The organism is Phocaeicola salanitronis DSM 18170 (genome assembly GCF_000190575.1).
GTDB classification, from domain to species: domain Bacteria; phylum Bacteroidota; class Bacteroidia; order Bacteroidales; family Bacteroidaceae; genus Phocaeicola; species Phocaeicola salanitronis.
In genome coordinates, this window is sequence record NC_015164.1 from 3878233 (window position 1) to 3903707 (window position 25475).

The 25475-nt window shown below is 49.0% G+C and carries 20 protein-coding genes and 2 pseudogenes; 15 read left to right on the forward strand and 7 right to left on the reverse strand.

Translation table 11 applies throughout. From position 1 onward, the window contains the following. Positions 1 to 12: 12 nt before the first annotated feature. On the reverse strand, positions 13 to 1368 hold the full coding sequence (locus BACSA_RS16745; protein ID WP_013619203.1) for an MATE family efflux transporter: 1356 nt from the start codon (positions 1366 to 1368) through the stop codon (positions 13 to 15). Positions 1369 to 1532: 164 nt separating this feature from the next. On the opposite strand from BACSA_RS16745, the gene xseA reads away from it, so the two are divergent. The 10 genes from xseA to BACSA_RS16795 all read left to right on the forward strand — a co-directional run bounded on the left by xseA (position 1533) and on the right by BACSA_RS16795 (position 13498). Further along, positions 1533 to 2831 (forward strand): exodeoxyribonuclease VII large subunit, encoded by a 1299-nt coding sequence (xseA, locus tag BACSA_RS16750; RefSeq protein WP_013619204.1) that lies wholly within the window; start codon positions 1533 to 1535, stop codon positions 2829 to 2831. A gap of 4 nt (positions 2832 to 2835) precedes the next feature. Beyond that, positions 2836 to 3054 (forward strand): exodeoxyribonuclease VII small subunit, encoded by a 219-nt coding sequence (gene xseB / locus BACSA_RS16755; RefSeq protein ID WP_013619205.1) that lies wholly within the window; start codon positions 2836 to 2838, stop codon positions 3052 to 3054. Positions 3055 to 3131: 77 nt separating this feature from the next. After that, positions 3132 to 4151 carry a branched-chain amino acid aminotransferase gene (locus BACSA_RS16760; RefSeq protein WP_013619206.1) on the forward strand — a complete coding sequence of 340 codons (1020 nt, stop codon included), beginning with the start codon at positions 3132 to 3134 and terminating at the stop codon, positions 4149 to 4151. A gap of 35 nt (positions 4152 to 4186) precedes the next feature. Then, positions 4187 to 4798, forward strand: a complete 612-nt coding sequence (locus BACSA_RS16765; RefSeq protein ID WP_013619207.1) for a DUF975 family protein — start codon at positions 4187 to 4189, stop codon at positions 4796 to 4798. 202 nt (positions 4799 to 5000) lie between these two features. Next, positions 5001 to 5759 carry a tRNA (guanosine(46)-N7)-methyltransferase TrmB gene (trmB, locus tag BACSA_RS16770; protein ID WP_013619208.1) on the forward strand — a complete coding sequence of 253 codons (759 nt, stop codon included), beginning with the start codon at positions 5001 to 5003 and terminating at the stop codon, positions 5757 to 5759. A gap of 95 nt (positions 5760 to 5854) precedes the next feature. Beyond that, positions 5855 to 6955 (forward strand): Mrp/NBP35 family ATP-binding protein, encoded by a 1101-nt coding sequence (locus BACSA_RS16775; protein WP_013619209.1) that lies wholly within the window; start codon positions 5855 to 5857, stop codon positions 6953 to 6955. Between the two features lie 90 nt (positions 6956 to 7045). Continuing rightward, on the forward strand, positions 7046 to 7609 hold the full coding sequence (locus tag BACSA_RS16780; protein WP_013619210.1) for a flavin reductase family protein: 564 nt from the start codon (positions 7046 to 7048) through the stop codon (positions 7607 to 7609). Next, positions 7609 to 8313 (forward strand): AlkZ-related protein, encoded by a 705-nt coding sequence (locus tag BACSA_RS16785; RefSeq protein WP_013619211.1) that lies wholly within the window; start codon positions 7609 to 7611, stop codon positions 8311 to 8313. The genes BACSA_RS16780 and BACSA_RS16785 overlap by 1 nt, the downstream gene beginning before the upstream one ends. A gap of 308 nt (positions 8314 to 8621) precedes the next feature. Next, positions 8622 to 11873: a S41 family peptidase gene (locus BACSA_RS16790; protein ID WP_013619212.1), complete on the forward strand. Its 3252-nt coding sequence runs from the start codon at positions 8622 to 8624 to the stop codon at positions 11871 to 11873. A gap of 266 nt (positions 11874 to 12139) precedes the next feature. After that, positions 12140 to 13498 (forward strand): transposase, encoded by a 1359-nt coding sequence (locus BACSA_RS16795; RefSeq protein ID WP_013616616.1) that lies wholly within the window; start codon positions 12140 to 12142, stop codon positions 13496 to 13498. Positions 13499 to 13868: 370 nt separating this feature from the next. Here BACSA_RS16795 and BACSA_RS19575 read toward each other — a convergent pair whose 3' ends face one another. After that, on the reverse strand, positions 13869 to 15851 hold the full coding sequence (locus tag BACSA_RS19575; protein WP_013619213.1) for a family 43 glycosylhydrolase: 1983 nt from the start codon (positions 15849 to 15851) through the stop codon (positions 13869 to 13871). A 123-nt stretch (positions 15852 to 15974) separates the two neighbouring features. Further along, the gene (locus BACSA_RS16805) at positions 15975 to 16985 is read right to left on the reverse strand and encodes an aspartate-semialdehyde dehydrogenase (protein ID WP_013619214.1); all 1011 of its coding nucleotides are present in this window, start codon (positions 16983 to 16985) and stop codon (positions 15975 to 15977) included. Between the two features lie 181 nt (positions 16986 to 17166). On the opposite strand from BACSA_RS16805, the gene BACSA_RS16810 reads away from it, so the two are divergent. Genes BACSA_RS16810 through BACSA_RS16820 form a run of 3 tightly spaced genes read left to right on the forward strand, consistent with a single transcriptional unit; the run spans position 17167 to position 20690 of the window. Continuing rightward, entirely contained in the window at positions 17167 to 19314 is a 2148-nt protein-coding gene (locus tag BACSA_RS16810; RefSeq protein ID WP_013619215.1) for a cation:proton antiporter, read from the forward strand. Continuing rightward, positions 19311 to 20033: a tRNA threonylcarbamoyladenosine dehydratase gene (locus tag BACSA_RS16815; protein ID WP_013619216.1), complete on the forward strand. Its 723-nt coding sequence runs from the start codon at positions 19311 to 19313 to the stop codon at positions 20031 to 20033. Before BACSA_RS16810 ends, BACSA_RS16815 begins: the two co-directional genes overlap by 4 nt. A 6-nt stretch (positions 20034 to 20039) precedes the next feature. After that, a complete protein-coding gene (locus tag BACSA_RS16820; RefSeq protein WP_013619217.1) occupies positions 20040 to 20690 on the forward strand; it encodes an ABC transporter ATP-binding protein in 651 nt (216 codons plus the stop codon). Here the strand turns inward: BACSA_RS16820 and BACSA_RS16825 are convergent. Then, on the reverse strand, positions 20683 to 21357 hold the full coding sequence (locus BACSA_RS16825; protein WP_041584484.1) for a RibD family protein: 675 nt from the start codon (positions 21355 to 21357) through the stop codon (positions 20683 to 20685). The two genes, BACSA_RS16820 and BACSA_RS16825, sit on opposite strands and share 8 nt — an antisense overlap. 576 nt (positions 21358 to 21933) lie before the next feature. Here BACSA_RS16825 and BACSA_RS16830 point away from each other — a divergent pair. Next, positions 21934 to 22428: pseudogene (locus BACSA_RS16830) on the forward strand (carboxypeptidase-like regulatory domain-containing protein); the annotation flags it as partial. Here the strand turns inward: BACSA_RS16830 and BACSA_RS20685 are convergent. Next, positions 22421 to 22510 (reverse strand): annotated as a pseudogene (locus BACSA_RS20685) (AraC family transcriptional regulator); the annotation flags it as partial. The pseudogenes BACSA_RS16830 and BACSA_RS20685 sit on opposite strands and share 8 nt — an antisense overlap. Before the next feature lie 64 nt (positions 22511 to 22574). Continuing rightward, on the reverse strand, positions 22575 to 23426 hold the full coding sequence (locus BACSA_RS16835; RefSeq protein ID WP_013619219.1) for an endonuclease/exonuclease/phosphatase family protein: 852 nt from the start codon (positions 23424 to 23426) through the stop codon (positions 22575 to 22577). Positions 23427 to 23536: 110 nt separating this feature from the next. On the opposite strand from BACSA_RS16835, the gene BACSA_RS16840 reads away from it, so the two are divergent. Further along, on the forward strand, positions 23537 to 24382 hold the full coding sequence (locus tag BACSA_RS16840) for a CvfB family protein (protein ID WP_013619220.1): 846 nt from the start codon (positions 23537 to 23539) through the stop codon (positions 24380 to 24382). An 89-nt stretch (positions 24383 to 24471) separates the two neighbouring features. Here the strand turns inward: BACSA_RS16840 and pfkA are convergent, their stop codons facing one another. After that, positions 24472 to 25452, reverse strand: coding sequence for a 6-phosphofructokinase (gene pfkA / locus BACSA_RS16845; RefSeq protein WP_013619221.1), 981 nt, complete (start codon positions 25450 to 25452; stop codon positions 24472 to 24474). Between the last annotated feature and the right edge of the window lie 23 nt (positions 25453 to 25475).

Genomic DNA, 25475 nt, shown 5'->3' on the forward strand with positions numbered 1-25475 from the left:
GCACGGGCTGTGTCAGGCTATTGCTTTTTGTTTGAATAGCTTGAACTGGCGGTAGAGCATAATGGCGGCGATGATGCTGGCTGCAAGGTCGGAGATGGGCATGCTGAACCAGATGCCGTCCGCACCCCAGAAGAGCGGGAGAATCAGCAGGAGCGGGATAAGTATCATCACCTGCCGGCTTAGCGAAAGGATGATGGCTTTTTTTGCCATGCCGATGCTTTGGAAGAAGTTTGACGTGACCATCTGGAATCCGATAATGGGGAAGAACATTACCGTGATGCGCAGCCCGCGTGCCGAAAGGTCTATCAGGGTCTGGTCGGTGGTAAAGGCTTTTGCCACGAGTTCGGGTATCAGTTCGCCCACCAGGAAACCGGTTGTCGTTACGATAGTGGCGGCTATCACGGTGATTTTCATTACCTGGTTCACGCGTCCGTATTGGCGTGCGCCGTAGTTGTATCCGGCTATGGGCTGCATGCCTTGGTTCAGCCCCATGACAATCATGACGAAGAGGAAACTGATGCGGTTCACGATACCGAACGCTCCGATGGCAAGGTCTCCGTCGTACAGCTTTAATCCCTTATTGATTAAGATGACAATCATGCAGGCGGCTATGTTCATGAAGAACGGAGCCAGCCCGATGCCGATGATGTTCTGCACCAAATGGTTTTGCAGGCGGTAAATGCCTTTCTTCAGGCGGAGCAGTTCGTTTTTCCGGCAGAAAAGCTTGATTTGCCATGTCAGGGCGATGATTTGCGCCAGTACAGTAGCCAACGCCACTCCCTGGATGCCCCAATGGAACACGAAGATGAATATCGGAGCAAGGATGGTGTTGATTACGACGGTCATGATTGTGGCGAACATCGCCTTTTGCGGATAACCCGCCGCGCGGAGCACCGAGTTCAGCCCCAGGTACATGTGTGTCACTACATTGCCCAAGAGGATGACAATCATGTAATCGCGTGCGTAAGGGATGGTCGCTTCGCTCGCTCCGAAGAAATATAGAATCGGGTCGAGGAACAAGAGGGAAAGAATCGTGAATCCGATGCCGATAAGGACATTCAGCGATACGACATTGCCCAAGATATGCTGGGCGGTAGTATAATCTTTTTGCCCTAACTTCACCGAAACCAGCGTAGAAGCACCTACCCCCACCAGCGAGCCGAATGCGGCGGCAAGGTTCATCAGGGGGAATGTGATGGCAAGTCCGGAGATGGCCATAGCGCCTACACCGTGCCCGATGAAGATGCTGTCTATCATGTTGTAAAGTGAAGAAGCCGTCATGGCGATGATGGCAGGGACGGCATATTGCGTCAATAGTTTGCCGATAGGTTGTGTGCCTAATTCGGAAGCGGTTCCTTTTTGTGACATAAAACTCTTTTTACCATTAAATCCGGGTGCAAAGGTAATCAAAATAAATGAAGAACGAAGGATGAAGAATGAAGAATTCCATGCGGGCGAAGTGATTCTTCATTCTTCGTTCTTCGTTCTTCATTTATTAATTGTATCTTTGCTCCCAAGAATTTTGGACTTTTATGGAACATACTCCTCTATCTTTATACGAATTGAATGCCTTGGTGCGCCAAAGTGTCCGCTTGTCCATGCCCGATGCGTATTGGGTGCAGGCGGAGCTGAGTGATGTGCGGACCAACTATTCGGGGCATTGCTATCTGGAATTTGTACAGAAAGACCCGAAGAGCAATGCCTTGCTTGCCAAGGCGCGGGGCATTGTCTGGAGCAATGTATTCCGTGAGCTGAAGCCTTATTTCGAGCGGGAAACCGGACAGGCATTCGTGGCAGGGCTGAAAGTGCTGGTAAGGGTAACGGTGGATTTTCATGAGCTTTACGGCTATTCGCTTACGGTTTCCGATATTGACCCCACGTATACGCTGGGGGATATGGCAAAGCGGAGAAGAGAAATCTTGCAACGCTTGGAAGAAGAAGGCGTGCTTACATTAAATAAGGAGTTGGAATTGCCCGAACTTACCCAACGCATTGCCGTGATATCTTCGCCCACGGCGGCGGGGTATGGAGATTTTTGCGACCAGTTGGAGCGCAATGCCTTCGGTTTTGTGTTTTATACCAAATTGTTTCCGGCGGTGATGCAAGGCGAGCAGGTCGAGGCTTCCATTATCCGTGCCTTGAACCGGATAAATGCCGGGCACGGGCGTTGGGATGTGGTAGTGATTATCCGTGGCGGAGGAGCGACGTCTGACTTGTCGGGTTTTGACACGTATGAATTGGCTACCAACTGTGCCCAGTTCCCTATACCTATTATTACAGGTATCGGGCACGAACGGGACGATACGGTGATAGATAAGGTGGCGCATACACGGGTAAAGACTCCTACGGCTGCTGCCGAGTTCTTAATCAATCATTTGCGCAAAACTGCCGACCGGTTGGAAACTTATGCTTCGTTCTTCTATCAAGAGGTTCCTGAGTGGCTTGGCCAGCAAAAAGAGCGGCTGGAGCGATGGGTGGCACGTATTCCGGCACGGGTGCAAATGCGCATCCAAAACGAAGGTTTCCGCCAAGAACGGCTGGTGAAGCGTGTCCATCTTGCCTGGCAAGCCCGTATGATGAGGGAAACTTACCGTTTGCAACTCGACGGACGGTTGAATGTGGCGCTGCAATCCCGCCTGCAACGGGAAGGCGGGCGGCTTCAGTTATTGGAGCAGCAAGTCAGGGCGGCTTCTCCCGAACTTTTATTGCAAAAAGGATACAGCATAACCTTGAAGAACGGGAAGGCCGTGACCGATGCATCCGCATTGCATCCGGGTGATGAAGTGGTGACCCGTGTGGCGAAAGGAGAATTTAAGAGTAAAGTATTATAGATTTATGGCAACAAAGAAAGAAACTTATACCGAGGCAATGAAGCGTCTGGAAGCAATTGTGGCGCAAATTGAGAGCAACGAACTGGATATAGACGAGTTGGCGGACCGGCTCAAGGAAGCCCAGCGTCTGATAAAATATTGCAGGGAAAAGCTCTACAAGGCGGATGCCGAAATCAAAAAGATGCTCGAAGAAGGGACAGATGATGAAAAAAGTACCGATTAAGTTGGATTTTGTAAATATAAACCGTACTTTTGCCTCAATACTTGTAACGAAATGTAACATTAAAAACATATTGTCGTATGAAAGAAATCGATTGGGCTAATCTGCCGTTCGGGTATATGAAGACAGATTACAACGTACGTTGCTATTATCGCGACGGGAAATGGGGAGAATTGGAATTGTGCTCGGAAGAGACATTGAATATCCACATGGCGGCTACTTGCCTTCATTACGGGCAAGAAGCGTTCGAAGGGTTGAAAGCGTTCCGCGGCAAAGACGGCAAGGTCCGTGTATTCCGTCCGCAAGCCAATGCAGAACGTTTGCAAAGCACATGCCGGGGTATTTTGATGCCCGAACTTCCGACGGAGTTGTTCTGCGAAGCTGTACGCAAAGTGGTGAAAGCCAACGAACGTTTCATTCCGCCTTACGAAAGCGGTGCGGCTCTTTATATCCGTCCGTTGCTTATCGGGACGGGGGCACAGGTAGGCGTACATCCGGCAAGTGAATATTTGTTTGTGATATTCGTCACTCCGGTAGGCCCGTACTTTAAAGGAGGCTTTGCTACGAACTCGTATGTGATTATCCGTGAGTTCGACCGCGCTGCTCCGCTCGGTACAGGTACATACAAGGTGGGTGGAAACTATGCAGCCAGCCTGCGTGCCAACAAGATGGCGCATGATGCGGGTTATGCGTGCGAGTTCTATCTCGATGCAAAAGAAAAGAAATACATCGACGAGTGCGGTGCAGCCAACTTCTTCGGCATCAAGGATAATACGTATGTTACTCCGCTTTCTACTTCTATCCTGCCGTCCATTACCAACAAGAGCTTGATGCAGCTGGCAGAAGACATGGGCTTGAAGGTAGAACGCCGTCCTATCCCCGAAGAGGAACTGGAAACGTTCGAAGAAGCCGGCGCGTGCGGTACGGCTGCGGTCATCAGCCCGATAGAACGTATCGATGATTTGGAGAACCACAAGTCGTATGTCATTTCGAAAGACGGCAAGCCGGGCCCCATCAGCGAAAAGCTCTACCACAAGCTTCGTGCCATCCAGTATGGCGACGAACCCGACCCGTACGGATGGGTGATGATGGTGGACTGATAGATTCAATCGGGATTATCTTAAACTAATAAATTATGACAAAACCTTATTCAGAACTGAGAGCGGAAGCTCGTGCAGCGTTGTCCGGCAAATGGATGATGGCTGCATTGGTGACATTGATTTATCTGGCCGTTTGCGGAGGATTGTCCAACATTCCCTATGTGGGCTTTCTCTTGGTGCTTCTTTTCGGTATGCCTGTGGCATACGGATTTATGGTGTTGTTCCTTGATGTTTTTCGGGGAACGGGTGCGGTCGAACTTGAAAAACTCTTTGCGGGTTTTAAAGATTATACCCGTATCATGGGTACGATGGTTTTGATGGCAGTCTATACTATGTTGTGGAGTTTGCTATTGATTGTGCCGGGTGTCATCAAGAGCTATTCGTATGCGCTTACTCCTTTTATATTGAAAGACGACCCTCAACTGAAATATGATGCGGCAATAGAGAAGAGCATGCGGATGATGGAAGGGCATAAGATGAAGCTTTTCGTGCTCGACCTGACTTTCCTTGGTTGGATTTTGCTGGGTATCATTACATGCGGATTGGGGCTTCTTTGGATAGAGCCTTATATGGTCATGGCCCACGCCGCTTTCTATGAGACGCTGAAAAAGGAACAGGTAACAGAAGAACCTGCAGTGGAAGTATAACACTGTTTGTCTTTTCCATATAAAGGCGCGGGGATACGGAAGTTTGTAAAAGCTTTTCGTTCTCCGCGTTTTTCATTGCCAGTGCAGGCGGGTATCTGGTTGCTGTCCGTGATGTTTCGGACCGGGATAATCCGTGTATCGTTTGGGGATTACATTGAAAAATGTTACATTTGCCCGGTAAAAATATCCGAACAGTAAGAAAATGGGAAAAGGAAAGCTGGCGAAATTTGCCGATATGGCGGAATATCCGCATGTATTCGAATATCCGTATTCGCAGGTTGCGGATACGCCTTGTGAGATGAAAGGAAACTGGAACCGAGATTTCTTCAAGAATGACCATCCGATTGTGTTGGAACTGGGCTGCGGGAGGGGAGAGTATGCCGTAGGGCTGGCACGTCGCTATCCGGAGAAGAACTTCATCGGGGTGGACATCAAAGGAGCACGAATGTGGACGGGTGCCAAGCAGGCGCAGGAAGAAGGATTGGCGAACGTGGCTTTCCTGCGTACGAACATCGAAATCATCGACCGTTTCTTTGCGCCGGGCGAGGTGAGCGAGATTTGGCTCACGTTTTCCGACCCGCAGATGAAAAAGGTGACCAAGAGGCTTACTTCGACGTACTTCATGGAGCGTTACCGCAAGTTCCTCGTACCCGGCGGGCTGGTGCACCTGAAGACGGACAGTAATTTCATGTTCACTTATACGAAGGCGATGGTTGAGGCTAATCATTTCCCCGTAGAGTTCATCACAGACGATTTGTATCATTCGGGTTTGGACGATGACATCCTGCGCATCCGTACTTATTACGAGCAGCAATGGCTGGACCGCGGGTTAAGCATCAAATACATCAAGTTCCGCCTGCCTCAGGAGGGCGAGCTGGCAGAGCCGGATGTGGAAATCGAACTGGACGATTACCGAAGCTATAACCGCAGCAAGCGGAGCGGACTGAAAACAAGCAAATAATTATAATAAATGAAGAATGAAGAATTAAGAATGAAGAATAGGGTTCATTCGTTGATTCTTCATTCTTCATTCTTCATTCTTAATTCTTCATTAATATGACATTGTATCCGAAATTGATTTTAGACGCGCTGGCAACGGTGCGTTATCCCGGAAACGGGAAAAATATTGTCGAAGCCGAAATGGTGGCAGACAATATGCGTATCGACGGGATGAAGGTCAGTTTCTCGCTTATCTTCGAGAAACCGACCGATCCGTTTATGAAATCGGTGGTGAAGTCGGCAGAGACGGCTATCCATACCTATGTATCGAAAGACGTGGAAGTGACAATCGCTACCGAAAGCCGTCAGGCGGCACGTCCTGAGCCGGGCAAGATGCTTCCGCAGGTGAAGAATGTCATCGCCGTGTCGTCGGGAAAAGGCGGAGTGGGTAAGTCTACCGTGGCTGCTAATCTTGCCGTAGCCCTTTCGAAGTTGGGTTACAAGGTCGGTCTGTTGGATGCCGACATCTTCGGGCCTTCCATCCCGAAAATGTTTCAGGTGGAAGACGCGCGTCCGTATGCCGAGACCATTGAGGGGCGCGACCTGATTGTCCCGGTAGAGAAATACGGCATCAAGATTCTGTCTATCGGCTTCTTTGTCAATCCCGATCAGGCTACCCTGTGGCGTGGCGGCATGGCAAGCAATGCCTTGAAGCAGCTGGTGGGCGATGCCAACTGGGGCGAACTGGATTATTTCATCCTCGACACGCCTCCGGGCACGAGCGACATCCACCTTACCCTCTTGCAGACCCTCGCCATTACAGGAGCAGTGATTGTCAGCACGCCGCAGGAAGTGGCGCTTGCCGATGCCCGCAAGGGAATCAATATGTATATGAACGATAAAGTGAACGTACCTATCTTGGGGCTGGTGGAGAACATGTCATGGTTCACGCCTGCCGAACTTCCGGAAAACAAGTATTATCTTTTCGGGAAAGAAGGGACAAAGCGCCTGGCAGAGGAATTGCATGTGCCTTTGTTGGGGCAAATCCCTATCGTGCAGAGCATCTGCGAAAACGGCGACAAGGGCACGCCCGTAGCGTTGGACGAGGATTCGGTGACCGGAAGGGCGTTTGCGGACTTGGCGCGCAGTGTGGTGGAGCAGACCGAAAAGCGCAATGCCGAGCTGGCTCCCACCGAGATTGTAAAGACGCATAAATGAGTTTGATTTCACCACAGATTACACAGATTTTGAAAATTAATTATATTAATCTGTGTAATCTGTGGTGAATAAATAAAGGAGGAAAGCTTTATGAGAAAGAATTTTGGAGCAAAGCCGTGGACGTATCCACAGCCTGTATTTATCGTTGCTACTTACGATGGAGAAGGAAACCCCGACGCGATGAATGCCGCTTGGGGAGGCATCGATTACGATGACCAGATTAACCTGTGCCTGAGCGCGGGGCACAAGACCGTGAAAAACCTGCTGGAAACAAAGGCTTTTACCGTGAGCATCGGTACGGCAGACCAGCTGACGGCTTGCGATTATGTAGGCATCGTTTCGGCAAACGATGTGCCCGACAAGTTTTTCCGTGCGGGATTCCATGCCGTAAAATCGGAGTTTGTCAACGCCCCGCTCATCGAAGAATTGCCGATGGCAGTGGAGTGCGAGCTTGTTTCTTACGACCCGGAAATGTGCCATCTGGTGGGTAAGATTGTCAATGTATCTGCCGACGAGCGCATCTTGGACGAGAAGGGCAAGATAGACCCCGCTAAACTGCGCCCGATTTCGTTCGACCCCGTACACAATGCCTATCTGGAAGTAGGCGGGCATGTGGGAAATGCGTTCAAGGACGGTATGGCGTTGAAACGGTGATGATGCGCGAAGAAGATAAAATCCGCACGGCGGAAGATATGGAACGGCAGGTATTGGCTTTGGGCTTCCTGCCGTTTTTCCGATGCGGCATTCCCGGTTTTTCCATCGAAGAGCGGACGGCATGGGAATATTGGTTCTCGGACGAGGAAGAAGGTCCGTGGGAATGGAAAGGCCCCGTCATTCGCGAGGGACATTGCGCATACGGCAAGCTGTACAATAAGAAGGCGGGATACGTCAGTCTGGAATGGCTGCCCCATCTGATGAACTGGCGCCGTTCGCGCCGGTACGCCAAGGACGACGACACACAGGCACTGGACGACGTGGTGCTTCAGACGGTATGGGGCGAAGGAAGCGTGACGGTGAAAGAGTTGCGCAGCCTGTTGGGATTTGCTCGTGGGCGTGGACGCAGGCGTGACACAGACTTGGTCGACACGATGCAGGGCGAGGGACGGGTCTCGCTCGAACCGGTCCTGACGCGCCTGATGATGGGGATGCACATCGTCATCGCCGACTTCGAGTACAACATCGACCGGCACGGAAGGCCGTACGGCTGGGGCGTGGCGCGTTACACCACCCCCGAAGCCCTTTATGGCAGGCAGGATGCCGGATGTACGCCCGAAGAATCGTTTGCGGCGATTCATGCGCACCTTTGCCGCATCTTGCCCGGTGTTTCTGAGAAGAAGCTTCGGGAGCTGATAGGTTGATTCCTTGCCCTCATCGGCGGGAAGGTTTCGCGCGTTGCGATTTCATGCCCTCACTGAGGGGAAGGTTTCGCACGCTGCGATTTCATGCCCTCACTGAGGGGAAGCTTTCGCACGCTGCGATTTCATGCCCTCACTGAGGGGAAGGTTTCGCACGCTGCGATTTCATGCCCTCACTGAGTGGAAGCTTTCGCACGTTGCGATTTCGTGCCCTCACTGAGTGGAAGCTTTCGCACGCTGCGATTTCGTGCCCTCACTGAGGGGAAGCTTTCGCAAATCGATTTTGTTTTACTATAAACAGGAATAAGAATATGAAAAGAAAACTGTTACTGATTGCGGGACTGGCGCTGGCGGGAGTTGCCGGCGCGCAGGAATCCCCGCTGTGGATGCGCCATTGCGCGATATCGCCCGATGGAAGCACCGTCGCTTTTTGCTACAAAGGCGACATTTATACGGTTTCCGCACAAGGAGGGAGAGCCACGCAGCTTACTACGAACGCGGCTTACGACACCCGTCCCGTGTGGAGCCCCGACGGAACCCGGCTGGCTTTCGCTTCCAGCCGCGAGGGAAGCCTGGATGTTTACGTGATAAGTAAAGACGGAGGGACGCCGAAGCGGATTACTACTCATTCGGGAAACGAAACGCCCGTGGCTTTCAGCGATGACGGGCACGTGCTGTACGAGGCATCCTTGATGCCCGACGCACAGGACATGACTTTCCCAAGCAGCCAGTTTCCGCAGGTGTATCAGGTGAGCACCGAAGGCGGGCGCCCCGTGCTTTACTCTTCCGTCCCGATGGAAGACATCAGCGTGGGGAGCGACGGTACCACCTTGTTGTATCACGACAAGAAGGGATATGAGGACCCGTGGCGCAAGCACCACACTTCGTCTATCACCCGCGACATCTGGATGAGCCGGATGGCGGACGGCAAGCGGACCTATACGAAGCTGACGGACTTTGCCGGGGAAGACCGCACGCCGGTGGGAAGCGCCGACGGCAAGTCGTTTTATTACCTGAGCGAGAAAGACGGGACGTTTAATGTGTACCGGCGCAACGTGGACGGGACGGGTGAGGTACAATTGACCCGCTACACCAAGCATCCGGTGCGTTTCCTTACCGCCGCGCGGAACGGTTTGCTCTGCTATGGCTATGACGGCGAAATCTATACGCTGAAAGAAGGCGCCCAGCCTCAGAAGCTGGCGGTGCGTATCGTGACCGACCAGACCGAACGGACCTCGGAGCCGCAAGTCAAGACTTCGGGAGCGACGGAAATAGCGGTGTCGCCCGACGGGAAGGAAATCGCTTTCATCCTTCACGGGGATGTGTTCGTTACATCGAGTGATTATAAGACTACGCGCAAGATTACCGACACGCCCGAGCAGGAACGTGACCTGGATTTCTCGCCCGACGGCAGAAGCCTGGTGTATTCGTCGGAGCGCGGCGGCTTGTGGCAGGTCTATCAGGCTTCGCTGACGGTAAAGGACGAGAAGCTCTTCACCTATGCCACCGGCATCAAGGAAGAACGCCTGACCGACAACACGGCGACTTCCTTCCAGCCCCAATACAGTCCGGACGGAAAGAAGGTGGCTTTCCTCGAAAACCGTACCACCCTGCGTGTGCTCAATCTGGAGGATAAGTCGGTCTGCACCGTTATGGACGGCAAGTATGAGTATTCGTATAGCGACGGCGACCAGTGGTTCGAGTGGAGCCCCGACAGCCGCTGGCTCTTGAGCGGATATATCGGTACGGGCGGATGGAACAACAAGGATGTGGCGCTGGCCAGCGCTTCGGGAAACGGCGAAATCCATAACCTGACCGAGAGCGGCTATACCGATACCAATGCCAAGTGGGTGCTGGACGGCAAGGCGATGATATGGGAAAGCGACCGTGCCGGATACCGCAGCCACGGAAGCTGGGGCGCGGAGAGTGATATCTACATCATGTTTTTCGACCTTGATGCTTACGAGCGTTTCCGCATGAGCAAAGAAGAACTGGCTTTGGCGGAAGGCGGAGAGAAAGACAAAGAGGCGGATAAGAAAGGTGAAAAGGAAAAAGACGGCAAAGGCAAGAAAGAGGACAAGAAGGAGGTGGAACCGCTTGTGTTCGACTTGGAGAATTGCCGCGACCGCGTTATCCGGCTTACGGTCAACTCTTCGCACTTAGGCGATGCCGTCTTGACCGCGAAGGGGGACAAGCTGTACTATCAGGCTTCGTTCGAAGACGGTTTCGACTTGTGGGAGCACGACTTGAAAGAGGATAAGACCAAGGTGCTTCTGAAAGACATCGGTTACGGTTCGCTCAAGGCGGATAAGGAGAACAAGCACCTGTTCCTTTGCACGAACGGGGGCATCCGGAAGATAGATGTGGAAAAGAGCGAGACCAAACCGGTGGAGTTTGAAGCTGTTTTCAATTACCGTCCTTACGAGGAACGCCGCTACATCTTCGAGCACGTGTGGAAGCAGGTGCAGGAGAAATTCTATGTGGCAGACTTGCACGGAGCGGATTGGGAAGGCTATCGCGAGGCGTACCTCCGTTTCCTCCCCCATATCAACAACAATTACGATTTTCAGGAGTTGCTGAGCGAGATGTTGGGCGAGCTGAACGGGTCGCATACGGGTGCCCGCTATTATGCCCCTTCGCGCACGCTGGCTACGGCTTGTCTGGGCGTGTTCTTCGATAATACCTATACGGGCAATGGGTTGAAGATAAAGGAAATCATCAGGCAAGGGCCTTTCGATGTGAAGAAAACCGGTGTTGTTCCGGGATGCATTATCGAGAAAATCGACGGGCAAGTGATAGGGAAAGATACTGACTATTATCCGATGCTGGACGGAAAGGCAGGCAAGAACGTGCAGCTTGCTGTCTATAATCCGGCAGACGGGAAACGGTTTGACGTATCGGTGAAAGCCATTTCGCAGGCACGCCAAGAAGAATTGCTCTACAAGCGCTGGGTGAAACGGAACGAAAAGCTGGTAGAAGAGCTTTCGGGCGGACGCATCGCTTACGTGCATGTGGAAGGTATGGACAGCCCGAGCTTCCGGACGGTATATAGCGAACTGTTGAGCGACCGCAACCGGAATAAGGAAGCGGTTATTGTAGACACGCGCCATAACGGGGGCGGCTGGCTGCACGATGATTTGGCTACACTTCTGAGCGGGAAGGAATACCAGCGTTTCGTGCCGCGCGGGCAATACATCGGAAGCGACCCGTACAACAAATGGCTGAAGCCTTCGTGTGTATTGGTTTGCGAGGACAATTACAGCAATGCGCACGGATTCCCCTGGGTGTACAAGGAACTGAAGATTGGCAAGCTGGTAGGCGCGCCGGTTCCCGGAACGATGACCGCCGTATGGTGGGAGCGCCAGATAGACCCCAGCATCGTGTTCGGCATTCCGCAGGTGGGCTGCATGGACATGAGAGGTAATTATATGGAAAACCATCAGCTGGAGCCTGACATCAAGGTTTACAACCGTCCAGAGAAATCCTTGCAAGGCATCGACGAGCAACTGGAAGCGGCGGTAAAGGAAATGCTGAAGGAAGCGGACGCGGCGAAAGCGCGATAAAGAAAAACGCAGATTAGCGCGGATTCACGCAGATATAAATTATAGTCAATCAGAAATGGATTGCGAAAAATCCGTTAATCCTTTATATTGAACACAGAGGCACAGAGGCACGGAGAAATAAATAGGGATATTCAGTAAATATAACAAAATTAGCCAACTAATTCATACACAATGTATTGCGAATTAGTTGGCTTTTTTGTATCTTTAGATATTCCCCCGAAAATAAGGTTTGGCAGCCAAAACGGGGGAAATACCCCAACAAAGATATGGCTAAGATACAAAATATTTCGGAAATACAGCCCACTTTGGGCTTTACAGAATTTGATGTTCTGGAAAAATATCGCAAGAGTTTTCATGAGAGTGAACTGGGCAGGCTTCACTCAGTTTTCCCGTTTGACCGTATGGCAAAAGCCATAGGCTTGTCGGAACATCGTCTTGGACGCAGGAACATTTTTAGCCCTCTGGCAAAGATTGCCCTTATGGTCCTGAAAGCCTACACCGGATTCTCCGACAGACAGCTGGTGGAACATCTCAACGGCAACCTCCACTACCAGATGTTCTGCGGAATCATGATAGATCCGGCCTTTCCCATAACCAACTACAAGATAGTCAGTGCCATCCGCAATGAGATAGCATCCCGTCTTGATATTGACTCCCTTCAGGAGATACTGGCCTCCCACTGGAAACCATATCTTGAGAACCTTCACGTGTGCATGACTGATGCCACGTGTTATGAAAGTCACATGCGTTTTCCAACAGACATGAAACTGCTTTGGGAAAGTATTGAATGGCTTTACAGGCATATCTGCCGGCATTGTATGGATCTTGGGATAAGGCGTCCCCGTAACAAATATGCGGATGTGTCAGAGTCCTATCTTTCATACTGCAAGAAAAGAAAGAGGAAAGCTTCAAGAACACGGATGCTCAAGCGCCGTATGATCAGACTCCTTGAAAAGCTCATCGTACAGAGGGATGAGATTCATAAGGAGTACGGGAGATCACTCAGATATACACAGGATTATCAGAAACGCCTTTCCATAATCAGAAAGGTTCTTGTACAGGAGAAGGAACTGTTTGAAGGCAGGAAGGTCAATGACCGCATCGTCAGCATCGACCGTCATTACGTACGTCCTATCGTAAGAGGCAAGGAAACAAAGTCTGTTGAATTCGGTGCAAAGGTTAACAACATACAGATAGACGGTATATCGTTTATCGAACACCTCTCGTTCAAGGCATTCAATGAGGGAATACGGCTGAAGGGCTGTATCCGTATGCAACAGAAACTCATGAATGTCAGGGTTAGATGTGCGGCTGGAGATTCCATATATGCCAACAATGCAAATAGAAGGTTCTGTACAAAATATGGTATATCCACTTCCTTTGTACGCAAGGGAAGGGCGGCAAAGGATGAACCCTTGAGAAAGGTTCTCAGAAGTGAACTCTCCAAAGAAAGGGCCACCCGGCTTGAAGGAAGCTTCGGTACTCAAAAGCAACACTACTCACTCGCAAGAATAAAGGCCAGGAACAGGAAGACTGAAATCCTTTGGATTTTCTTCGGAATACATACGGCAAATGCCGTACTGATGATAGACAAGGTCACGAGCAGAACAGCTAAAGCGGCATGACATGAATTTACAGACAGGAGCAGAAGAGGTCATCAGACTTCTTCCGGAACATCATGTCCAACAGATAGGATTATATGAAAAAACACAGAAAAAGGGCAATAATAATGGCATATAAAGTGATTATACTCTATCGACTTTATATGCCATCTTACTTTTTAGGGACATTTACTGAATATCCCTAAATATATAGAGAAGGTAAAGACCATAGAGCCAGACTTTTACTCTGTGAACTCTGTTCTCTCAAAAATAAAGCTCTGTGCCTTTGTGTCTCTGTGTTCCATTCCATTTTTTCGCAAACCAATTTTGTTTTACTATAATTTGAATATCTGCGTGAATCCGCGCTAATCTGTGTTTAAAGAATGAAGGAGCATCAATGGGATTGCCAATATTTCTCCAACCGTTCGGCTTCTTCGAGGCTGATTTGAATCACCGTTCCGTGTTTGGGAGAGGTGAAATTTGCCGCTTTCATGAGTCCTTCGTTAAAGCGTCCCAAAGGAGTGAAATGCTTGAAATCGGTTGTCTCGCAAAAGCCGAAGTTATGGGGCTGGATGCTGAATATGTCGTACATCACCACCCATTTGTCCTCTCCGATGCGTTTCCATACGTTGGGCGCTTCGCATGCTCCCGGTTCGGAATCAATCCATTTGTCTATGTAGCGGTACGGGCCGGTAACATTGCCTTCATCATTCACCGCCATGCGGATTCCACCCGGATTTTCCTGAGCCACATACATCATGCAAGCCCTGCCATCGGGCAGGCGCGAAATATCGGCGTCAAGGATTTGTATGTTCTTGTCCGGATATTCGAAAAGCTGTTTCGGCTCGGTGGTCAGCCTGGTGAAATCATTGTCTGTGTATGCGTAATAAAGCGTGGTTCTTCCGTTTCCGTGGCGCATGGTGAAATAAATCATCATTTTCCCTGCTTGAGGGTCGTAAGTGGTTTCGGGCGCCCATGCGCATCCGATGTCTCCGAATTTCTCCGGAAACGCTTGGTCTATCCGGATATTGCTCCGGGTCCAGTGGATGAGGTCGCGTGACTTCATCAAGACCAGCCCCCGGTTGTTTCCCCATCCGTATGCTTCTCCGTCGCGTTCCCATTCGGTATCGCGTATGCCTTTTTGTTTTCCGAAGATATGCAGGTCGGTCATGGAAAGGTAAAAGGCTCCGTCCGGTCCGCGGTAGATATGCGGGTCGCGCACGCCCAGCTGTTCGGCGATGGTGTCTCCGGCGATGACCGGTTGCCCGTCGTTGACCGCGGTGAATGTATATCCGTCGCGGCTTGTTGCCATAAACAGGCTATGGGTAGGGTCGTTGAAGAACACGAAAAGGTAGGCTCCCATCCCTTTTTCGGAAGCGCACAAGTGGCGTTTTATTTTGAGCTTGTCTCCCGACAGGTCTACTTCAAACAGCTGAGGGATGCGAATGTATCTGCCGTTTGCATCGCAATGGCTATGGACGGACATCAGCCAGCGTCCGTTGAAATCCTTGAATAACATGCCGTGTCCATAATTGGGAGGCGTAATCGGGGCTTGTTCTTGTATCCATGGTCCGTCCAATGTTCCGCTTTCGGAATAAGCTACGCCTTGGGTGTAAATGTTTCCAATCCAGCTTGTCCATATCATGCCCAGCCGTCCGGTTCCTGTACGGAAGAGCCACGGACCGTCAGTTACTCGGTTGGGTCTCTCTTTTCCATCGACTGTTTCGCGGCTCCAAGGTGAATCGCTTGCCCGGAACAAAACCTGGGCTTTGCCCGCCGTTCCGCTCAAGTCGGATTTTAATTCTATCTTTTCAATGGTTCCGTTCCAGTTTTTCAACCATTCTCCGCAATAGACCATGTAAGGCTTTCCGTCCTTGTCTGTCCATAAGGTACCGTCCAGTGTGGGGATTGAATCCGGAAGATAGGTCTTGTCTTTTATGGGACGGTAAGGCCCGTCAGGGCGGTCGCTCACCAATACGTGGCAGGCACGGCGGGGTATATCATTGCCCCGATAGGTTCCGATAAGGATGGAGTCGTTGGTGAAAGTGGCAAAGTAGTAGTATTTGCCTTTATATTTATGGAGTTCGGCAGCCCATATTTGCGGTCTTTTCCCCATCCAAGAGTTGGGGTCTGTCTCGGCTACAATGTAAGGTCCGTCCCACTTTTCAAGGTCTTTGCTTTTCCATAACAGTCCGCCCGTACCGGTCATATAATAGGTTTGGGTTTCGTCATCTGCCAAGATGCAAGGGTCGCTGAGGCGGATTGAATCGCGGGGGATTGCGGTCCGGAATTTAGGGTGTTTTTTGCTTTGTGCCATACTTCCCGTAGAAAACAGGACTAAAAACAGCAGCATCAAGAAGCGGTTTATGAGTTTCATGGTAATCGGTTTTTTGAATTAACAGGGTAAAGATATGAAATTATAATGAGAAATGAAAATGGCATGTGAGAGGAATTCGGGTTTCTTGTCTCACATGCCATTGGGATAAAGTCGGTTGTCCGTTTATTTGATGTTGCCTGCCTTTATCAGGTATTCGGCAATCTGTACGGCATTCAGTGCGGCTCCTTTCTTGATTTGGTCGCCTACAATCCAGAATGTCAGTCCGTTTTCATTGCTCAGGTCTTTGCGGATACGGCCTACATAAACCGGGTCTTTCCCTGCCAGGAAGAGCGGCATCGGATATTCTTTCTTTTCCGGATTGTCCATCAGCACCAATCCTTCGCCTTCGGCAAAAGCCTTGCGGGCTTCTTCTACCGATACGGGGCGTTCGGTCTCAATCCAAATGCTTTCCGAGTGCGAGCGTAAAGCAGGGACACGTACGCAGGTAGCACTTACCTTTACATCCGAGTGCATGATTTTACGTGTTTCGTTATACATCTTCATTTCTTCTTTTGTATAGCCGTTATCGGTGAACACGTCGATTTGCGGAATCAGGTTGAAGGCAAGCTGGTAAGCGAACTTTTCTACTTTCACCGGTTCGTTGTTCAATACTTGGCGGTATTGTTCGTAAAGTTCGTCCATAGCGGCTGCACCTGCACCGCTGGCAGCTTGATAAGTGGAAACATGTACCCGTTTGATATGGGTCAGGTTTTCGATGGCTTTCAAGGCTACGACCATTTGGATGGTTGTGCAGTTAGGGTTGGCAATGATGCCTCGGGGGCGGTTCAATGCATCTTCGGGATTCACTTCTGGCACTACCAGAGGGATATCCGCATCCATACGGAAGGCACTTGAATTGTCTATCATCACCGCACCGTATTTTGTGATAGTCTCGGCAAACTCTTTGGATGTACCGGCTCCGGCAGAAGCAAAGGCAATGTCAACCCCCTTGAAATCATCGTTATGCTGCAACAATTTTACTTCAATCTCCTTTCCGCGAAAGGTGTATTTACGTCCGGCGCTACGGTGAGAACCGAATAATAACAATTCATCTATGGGAAAATTTCTTTCATCGAGCACGCGCAGGAATTCTTGTCCTACGGCTCCGCTTGCGCCAACAATCGCTACTTTCATATTTTCAACTCTTTTAATTGTTAATACTTTCTTTATTCAGAGAGCACAAATGCACCTCGTGTCTGGTATGACTTTGTACAAATTCGTCCGCAAAAATAAAACATTCTGTTCGATTAATGTGGATAATAAGAAGTTTTTTTCTATTTTTGTTCGTGAAATGAACCAATGACGATAGCAATTTATGAAAGAACTGGCAGACTTTATAGACTTTGATATCCATTTTCCTATTACCGATCCCACGTGGATTTTCTTTCTTGTGCTGGTCATCATTCTCTTTGCCCCGATAATATTGGAGCGTTTGCGTATCCCGCATATCATCGGTATGATTTTGGCAGGCGTGGTGATTGGCGAGCACGGGTTTAACATCTTGGCACGCGACAGCAGTTTCGAACTGTTCGGTAAAGTAGGGCTTTATTATATTATGTTCCTTGCCGGGCTGGAAATGAATATGGAGGATTTCAAGAGCATTCGGGTCAAAGCGACGGTATTGGGACTGCTGGCTTTCATTATTCCTTTGGGTATCGGTTTTTGGACCAATATGAATATCTTGGGTTATAGTGTCGTCACTTCGGTTTTGCTTGCCAGTATGTATGCTTCGCACACCTTGATTGCTTATCCGATTGTTATCCGTTATGGCATCAACCGCCAGCGGGCGGTCAGTATTGCCGTAGGAGGTACCGCGGTGACCGATACCCTGACCTTATTGGTCTTGGCGGTTATCGGAGGGTTGTATAAGGGTGAGGCTTCGGACATGTTCTGGATATGGCTGGTATTGAAAGTCATCGTGCTGTGCGTCATTATCATGTACACATTCCCTCGTATCGCCCGTTGGTTTTTCCGTAGATATAGCGATAATGTGGTGCAGTATATCTTTGTGATGGCAATGGTATTCTTAGGAGCCGGCTTGATGGAGATAGTGGGGATGGAAGGTATTTTGGGCGCTTTCCTTGCCGGATTGGTCTTGAACCGGCTGATACCCCATGTCTCTCCGTTGATGAATCATTTGGAGTTTGTGGGCAACGCTTTGTTTATTCCCTATTTCCTGATAGGGGTCGGGATGCTGATTAATGTCAATGTGCTTTTCGGGCATATTGATTCGATAAAAGTGGCTTCCGTGATGATTGTAGTGGCATTACTGGGCAAATGGATTGCTTCTTGGCTGACACAGAAAATATACAGGATGCGTGCTTTGGAGCGCGAATTGATGTTCGGGCTGAGCAATGCCCAGGCGGCGGCTACGCTGGCTGCCGTCTTGGTAGGATATGATATTATTCTGCCTTCGGGCGAGCGGCTCTTGAACGAAGATGTCTTGAACGGAACGATTCTGTTGATATTGGTGACTTGCATCGTAAGTTCGTTTATTACCGAACACGCTGCCAAGCGGATAGCGATGAGCGATGCAGATGTAGACGAAGAGAAGAAGGGAATGGAGAAAGAGTGTTTCCTGATTCCGGTGGCTAATCCGGAAACCTTGGAAGGGTTAATGAGTTTAGGGCTGGTGTTGCGCGACGAACGGCTGCAGGATAACCTGGTGGCTTTAAGTGTTATTAATGACAATAACGATTCGGTGAAGCAAGAGATGCGGAGCAAACGGAATTTGGAACGGGCGGCACAGATAGCGGCTTCAACGAATGTCAAATTGCAAACGGTCAGCCGTTTTGACCTGAACATTACGACGGGTATCTTGCATACGGCAAAAGAATATGAGGCAACAGGCATCATCATCGGATTGCATTATAAGGCAAGCATTGTCGATTCTTTCTTCGGGAATCTGACGGAAAATCTGTTGAAGAATACCTACTTGCAGGTAATGGTGGTACGCTTCCTGATACCGGTAAATACGTTGCGGCGCATCATTGTGGCAGTTCCGCCGAAGTCGGAGTTCGAGCACGGATTTACCAAGTGGATTACCTATATGTGCCGGATGAGCAGCCAGTTGGGATGCCGGGTACAGTTTTATGCTTCTCCTCGTACATTGGGGTATATCCGTGGGTTTATCCAGAAGAAATACAAGGATACGAGGGCGGTCTATTCCGAATTGGATAATTGGGATGATTTATTATTGCTGACGGGGCAGGTCAATTATGACCATTTGTTGGTTATCGTAAGCGCAAGGCGTGGCTCGATTTCATACGACTCGTCTTTCGAGCGGTTGCCGACACAGGTATCCAAGTATTTTAATAATAATAGCATTATGCTGCTTTATCCGGAGCAAAGAGGGGATCCGAACGAAAGTCTTTCTTTCGCTGACCCGCGTGGCTTTGCCGAGACACAATACTATGATAGGGTAGGTAATTGGATTTATAAATGGTTTAAGAAACATTCATGAGTGAAGATAGAACAGGCTGGCAGCAACGGACCGAGTTGTTGTTGGGCAAAGAAAAGATGGAACGCTTGCGCCGTGCCCATGTGCTGGTGGTAGGCTTGGGAGGAGTAGGGGCGTATGCAGCTGAAATGCTGTGCCGTGCCGGAGTCGGGCAGATGACCATTGTGGATGCCGATACGGTACAACCTACCAATATCAACCGTCAGCTTCCGGCACTCCATTCTACATTGGGCAAACCGAAGGCGGAAGTGCTTGCGGAGCGCTTTCGGGATATTAATCCTGATTTGCAGTTGAGAGTGCTTTCCCTCTATTTGAAGGATGAGGCTATCCCTGAACTATTGGATAACAACCGGTTTGATTTTATAGTAGATGCCATTGATACGGTATCTCCGAAATGTTACTTGATTTACCATGCCTTGCGGCGTGGAATAAAAATCGTTTGCAGCATGGGAGCCGGGGCAAAGCGCGACATTACCCAAATCCGTTTTGCCGATTTAGGAGAGACCTATCATTGCGGACTGAGCAAGGCTGTGCGGAAACGGTTGCAAAAGATGGGGGTGAAACGGAAAGTGCCGGTGGTATTCAGTACCGAACAAGCCGACCCGAATGCGGTGGTATTGGTAGACAATGAGCTGAATAAGAAGTCTACGACAGGGACTGTCAGCTATATGCCGGCGGTATTCGGATGCTACTTGGCGGAGTATGTGATACGTAAATTGTAGTTAGTTATGATTCAGTTGGAAGGAATAACCAAGAGTTTCGGCTCTTTGCAGGTATTGAAAGGAATCGATTTGACCATCGATAAAGGAGAAGTAGTAAGCATTGTAGGTCCCAGCGGAGCGGGAAAGACAACGTTGCTTCAGATTATGGGAACACTGGACAAGCCCGATGCGGGGCGTATTATATTGAATAATGTAGAAGTAAACCGGTTGAAAGATAAAGAACAGGCGGCTTTCCGTAATAAGGAAATCGGCTTTGTGTTCCAATTCCACCAATTGTTGCCCGAGTTTACGGCATTAGAGAATGTGATGATACCTTCTTTGATAAACGGAATATCGGGAAAGAACGCGCGGAAAGAAGCGGAAGCGATGCTGGATTTCTTAGGTCTGTCCGAAAGGGCTTCGCATAAGCCTGCCGAACTTTCGGGAGGCGAGAAACAACGGGTAGCGGTGGCTCGTGCATTAATCAATCATCCTTCGGTGGTATTGGCAGATGAGCCTTCGGGCAGCCTTGATACACAGAATAAGGAAGAGTTGCATCGTTTGTTTTTTGAGCTGCGTGATAAATTAGGCCAGACATTTGTCATTGTCACGCACGATGAGTCGCTTGCCGCACAAACCGACCGCACCATTCATCTGATAGACGGCAGGATTAGCTGAGGCTGTATCTCAGCCAGACGGAGTTTTCACCAACGCGTTCCATGCTTTTCAGTTTCAGAAGGGTGGTTGGATAGTCTTTGTCACCGATGCCGTCGAATACGGCGGTCATTCCCGCACGTCCGTCAATGCCGGCGCCTATCACTATACTCACTTCGTCCAATAATCCGGCGCGCAGGAAAGCCCCGTTGATGTGTCCGCCTCCTACGATAGCAAGCCGTTTTACGTTGAACTGTTCATTCAGTATTTGGACGGCTTGGGATAAATCGATGCCTTCTTTTCCTATGGCTATCCATGAAATGCCTTGCTGGCGCAGGGTGTCTAAGTAGGCTTGAGACACCTTTTCACTGGTAATGACTAACAGCGGGAGTCCGTCCGCTTCCTTGCCGGGCCAGCGTAATGTTCCTCTTGAGTCAATGGCGATGGTATATCCATTGGCTTCGGTGGCTTTGTAAACCGAAGGGGCATTTGCCGGAGCAGGGTTGTCCGTTGTAAAAGGTTCGGGTAAGGCGTAATGCATTTGCATGGTTACCCTTCCTGAGAGGGTCGAGTCGCAAGCCAGTTGTTCCAACGCTTCATAATATTCGTTTCCGCCGATGCGTTCGGTCATGTCGCAGTCGATGCGTCCGTCTATGGATGCCATCATGTGGCAAATGATGTAAGGTTTCATGATGTTATATTTTTTATTACGGGAGCAAAGGTAATGGGAAAGTATAACAATGCGATTGTTGTAAGGCTCAAAATGCATTGCTGAAAGGTTCAGCTGCAGAGTGGCATATATGGAATGCCCGTTCCGGATGCATGCTTCGGTCAAGTCATATAGCTGCATTGCTTGCACGATTAGTAATCGTCAGCTTGCACGATTACTAATCGTCACGCTGTACGATTAGTAATCGTATCGGCGACGCAGTTATATGCATCGGAGGTTTCGGACTTGTGTATCATGTTTCGCAGCTTGCTTTTTCTGCACTTTCTGCTTTGTTCGTTGTGTGGATTGTTTCACCGGATTGTGGATAAATCCCACAATGGCTTTCCTTTTCCGTAGCGTATTTTTAGCTGAATAGCCCACTAATCCTTTGTTTTGTAGAAAGTTGCTATTATTAATAGTCGAAGAGGATGTTTGGTGCTTGTTTTGCGGTAGACGAAAGTAGCTAAAATCAGAAAACTTATGTTAAGATTGAGAGTATTGTTTATGTTTACTGCCTTTTTCTTGTTTGGTTAGGCTGTTTCAGCCCAAAACCGGACATTGCAAGGGCTTATTACATCTGCAGAAGACGGTGAACCGTTGATTGGTGCCGTTGTTGCGGTGAAAGGGAATGAGACACAGGGCACTATAACGGATATCAACGGTCATTATACGTTGGAAATAACTTCAGACGCCTCGGTGTTGATTGTTTCGTATGTTGGAATGAAGACGCAGGAAGTGCGTATTCCTTCTTCAAGAAACAAGGTGAATATTATTTTGCAGCCTGATACGCAAGTTTTGCAAGAAATTGTGGTAACGGGTTACGGTAATTTTACAAAGTCTTCTTTTACAGGCTCTGCCAATACCATTCGTGCCGATATGATGAAAGATGTGCCGGTGATGAATGTGGAGCAGAAACTGGAAGGGATGACTACCGGTGTGAACATTACCGGAAGTTCGGGGCAGCCGGGTGCCAATCAAAGCATCCGTATCCGTGGTATGGGGTCGTTTAACGCGTCGCAAGAACCCTTGTTCGTAATTGACGGCCTGCAAATTCACGGGAGCGGTGAATGCATCCGCTGGTATCATCGTAGAAGAAGCTGAAGAAAATGTTGTTGTAGTTGAATATCATTTTCATCGGGCCGGTAAGGTCTTCCGTTTGATTTTGTTGTTTCATGTCACTTAGTCTTTTGTATATATTGTTATAATATAAGGTGTACGATTTGCGGATTGTGGTCGGAAAGGAATTTGCTTCCCGGTGCCGCTTCTTTCGGAATGAAACTGTCGAGTACTTTTATTTGCGGAGTGACAAAGATAAAGTCTATTTTCTCGCATTGCTCTGAAGGAATTTGCCCGAAGTTGTGGAAAGTGTAGTCCACTCCCGTCTGTTTGCCGGCAATCTTAGCCGCATCTTTCAGTACGAATGCGTTGGAGGTAATGGTGCGGTAAGCTTCCGATTGGTCGTTTACGTTGAAGTCGCCCGTCAGTACCGCGGGGCGGTCGCCTACTATTTCTTTTATTTTCCGGATAATCAGCAAGGCGCCTTCCCGTCGGGCAGTAACACCGACATGGTCAAAATGTGTGTTGACTGCCATAAAGATTTTTCCGCTTTGCCTGTCTTTCATTTTCGCCCAGGTTGCAATGCGTGTGCAGGCTCCGTCCCATCCGATAAACCCTATGCTGTCAGGATATTGCGAGAGCCAGAATGTGTTGCTGTCTAATACTTCGAATCTGTCTTCCTTATATAATATAGGAGCATATTCGCCTTTGGTTTTCCCGTCATCGCGTCCTACTCCGATAGATTTATAGCCCGGAAGGCGCTGCAGCAGGTCTTCCAATTGGTTGTGCAGCACTTCTTGCATGCCTACGATGTCCATGTCTTGTGCCTGGATGAACCGTGTGACGGTGTCTTTGCGGAATTGCCAGTTGTTCGATTGGTCGGCAGGGTTATCATACCGGATGTTGAATGTCGCCCAAGTAATCGTTTGTGCCTGGCAGGGTAAGAAGAAAAATGCCGATGTGATAACGGCAATGGCTAAAAAAAGTCTTTTCATAATCTTTATAATGGTTTGATAGGTTGGTTTTATACGGGATGTCCCTTATATCCGGCTAAGATACGAAATATATGGAAAAAACTTTCTATCTTTGCATCAAAATTATTTTTATGAGTCATATTAGATTAGGGAAATACAATCAGCTGAAGGTCGTGAAAGAGGTCGATTTCGGTGTCTATTTAGATGGTGATGAAGATGGGGAAATTTTATTGCCGAAGCGTTATGTGCCTCAAGGTTGCGTGACTGGAGACATGTTAAATGTGTTCATCTATTTGGACATGGATGAGCGGTTGGTTGCTACCACTTTACAGCCATACGTTCAGGTAGGTGAGTTCGCTTGTTTGGAGGTGGCATGGGTGAATCAGTATGGAGCCTTTTTGAATTGGGGGCTCATGAAGGACTTGTTTGTTCCTTATCGGGAGCAGAAAGCGAAAATGGTGAAAGGCGGAAGGTATATTGTCTATGTATATGTAGATGAGGAAAGTTACCGTATTGTCGCTTCTGCCAAAGTGGAGCATTTCTTGTCGAAAGAACATCCGGTATATGAAGCCGGTGAAGAAGTGGATGCGTTGGTATGGCAACGTACTGATTTAGGTTATAAAGTCATTGTGGATAATAAGTTCGGCGGAATGTTGTATCACAATGAGGTATTTCAGCCGTTAAGTCCCGGAAAGCGTGTGCAGGCTTATGTCAAGCAGGTGCGCGAAGACGGGAAGATTGATTTGGCTTTGCAAAAAGCCGGATTTGGGAAAGTGGATGATTTTGCTGAAACTTTGCTTCAATACATTGAAAATCAAGGCGGATTTACAACGATGCATGATAAGACCGATGCGGCTGTGATTTACAATACATTCGGGGTAAGCAAGAAAACATTTAAGAAGGCGGTCGGCGATTTATACAAGAAACGTCTGATTGTCTTGGAAAAAGAAGGCATTCGTCTTGTTCCTCAGGACTGATTATGAAATTGCCTCAAAACAGAAAGATAACTGTATGAATAAGATAACGTTATTTTCTGTTTTGAGGCAATTCTTTATTGTGTTAAGCCTTAGATGGACAATTCATGTAATACATTGACTAATTCACGGTCAATGGGCTTGTCGTTTTTAATGGCTTTGCTGAACGGCACATATACGATTTGGTCGTTTTCGATACCGATCATTACATTGCGCTGGCCTTCCATGAGCGCTTGGATACTTGCCACTCCCATACGGCTGGCGATGATACGGTCATGTGCCGTAGGGCTACCTCCGCGTTGCAAGTGCCCTAAGATAGTGACACGCACGTCATATTGCGGATATTCGTTCTTTACGCGTTCGGCATAATGCATGGCTCCGCCCGTGATTTCACTCTCTGCAACGAGCACAATGGAACTGCTCTTTGACTTGCGGAATCCGTTTTTGATGAATTCCTCCAATTGGTCTACTTCCGTATTGAATTCAGGTATAATGGCAGCTTCGGCTCCTGCGGCGATAGCGCCATTCAAGGCAAGGAATCCGGCATCACGTCCCATTACTTCTACGAAGAAGAGACGTTCGTGTGAGGTGGCTGTATCACGAATCTTATCCACTGCATCCAAAATGGTGTTCAGTGCGGTGTCATAACCGATGGTTGTATCTGTGCCATACAGGTCATTGTCGATGGTTCCGGGCAGGCCGATACACGGAATGTCGTATTCTTGGGCCAGCAAGCGTGCTCCAGTCAGCGAACCGTCCCCTCCGATGACAATCAAGGCATCGATTTCTTCACGTTGCATCGTTTCGTATGCAATCTTACGTCCTTCCGGGGTCTTGAATTCCTGGCAACGTGCTGTTTTCAGGATTGTTCCTCCCTGTTGGATGATGTTGCTTACGTTTTGCGTTTTGAATTCTTGAATTTCTCCTGTAATCAATCCCTTGTATCCTCTGTAAATGCCTTTTACTCTCAAGCCGTTATAGATAGCAGAGCGTGTTACGGCACGGATGGCTGCGTTCATACCTGGGGCGTCTCCTCCCGAAGTCAGAATACCAATACATTTAATAGTTCCCATAAAAAAATGTCATTCGTTAATTA

What these genes read in the sequence shown, in the direction of transcription:
- BACSA_RS19575 (WP_013619213.1), bottom strand. Translation starts at nt 15,851, where the DNA reads ATGAAACTCATAAACCGCTTCTTGATGCTGCTGTTTTTAGTCCTGTTT.
- BACSA_RS16760 (WP_013619206.1), top strand. Translation starts at nt 3,132, where the DNA reads ATGAAAGAAATCGATTGGGCTAATCTGCCGTTCGGGTATATGAAGACA.
- BACSA_RS16840 (WP_013619220.1), top strand. Translation starts at nt 23,537, where the DNA reads ATGAGTCATATTAGATTAGGGAAATACAATCAGCTGAAGGTCGTGAAA.
- BACSA_RS16785 (WP_013619211.1), top strand. Translation starts at nt 7,609, where the DNA reads ATGATGCGCGAAGAAGATAAAATCCGCACGGCGGAAGATATGGAACGG.
- BACSA_RS16810 (WP_013619215.1), top strand. Translation starts at nt 17,167, where the DNA reads ATGAAAGAACTGGCAGACTTTATAGACTTTGATATCCATTTTCCTATT.
- BACSA_RS16790 (WP_013619212.1), top strand. Translation starts at nt 8,622, where the DNA reads ATGAAAAGAAAACTGTTACTGATTGCGGGACTGGCGCTGGCGGGAGTT.
- BACSA_RS16775 (WP_013619209.1), top strand. Translation starts at nt 5,855, where the DNA reads ATGACATTGTATCCGAAATTGATTTTAGACGCGCTGGCAACGGTGCGT.
- BACSA_RS16795 (WP_013616616.1), top strand. Translation starts at nt 12,140, where the DNA reads ATGGCTAAGATACAAAATATTTCGGAAATACAGCCCACTTTGGGCTTT.
- BACSA_RS16815 (WP_013619216.1), top strand. Translation starts at nt 19,311, where the DNA reads ATGAGTGAAGATAGAACAGGCTGGCAGCAACGGACCGAGTTGTTGTTG.
- BACSA_RS16780 (WP_013619210.1), top strand. Translation starts at nt 7,046, where the DNA reads ATGAGAAAGAATTTTGGAGCAAAGCCGTGGACGTATCCACAGCCTGTA.
- pfkA (WP_013619221.1), bottom strand. Translation starts at nt 25,452, where the DNA reads ATGGGAACTATTAAATGTATTGGTATTCTGACTTCGGGAGGAGACGCC.
- xseA (WP_013619204.1), top strand. Translation starts at nt 1,533, where the DNA reads ATGGAACATACTCCTCTATCTTTATACGAATTGAATGCCTTGGTGCGC.
- xseB (WP_013619205.1), top strand. Translation starts at nt 2,836, where the DNA reads ATGGCAACAAAGAAAGAAACTTATACCGAGGCAATGAAGCGTCTGGAA.
- BACSA_RS16825 (WP_041584484.1), bottom strand. Translation starts at nt 21,357, where the DNA reads ATGAAACCTTACATCATTTGCCACATGATGGCATCCATAGACGGACGC.
- BACSA_RS16745 (WP_013619203.1), bottom strand. Translation starts at nt 1,368, where the DNA reads ATGTCACAAAAAGGAACCGCTTCCGAATTAGGCACACAACCTATCGGC.
- trmB (WP_013619208.1), top strand. Translation starts at nt 5,001, where the DNA reads ATGGGAAAAGGAAAGCTGGCGAAATTTGCCGATATGGCGGAATATCCG.
- BACSA_RS16765 (WP_013619207.1), top strand. Translation starts at nt 4,187, where the DNA reads ATGACAAAACCTTATTCAGAACTGAGAGCGGAAGCTCGTGCAGCGTTG.
- BACSA_RS16820 (WP_013619217.1), top strand. Translation starts at nt 20,040, where the DNA reads ATGATTCAGTTGGAAGGAATAACCAAGAGTTTCGGCTCTTTGCAGGTA.
- BACSA_RS16835 (WP_013619219.1), bottom strand. Translation starts at nt 23,426, where the DNA reads ATGAAAAGACTTTTTTTAGCCATTGCCGTTATCACATCGGCATTTTTC.
- BACSA_RS16805 (WP_013619214.1), bottom strand. Translation starts at nt 16,985, where the DNA reads ATGAAAGTAGCGATTGTTGGCGCAAGCGGAGCCGTAGGACAAGAATTC.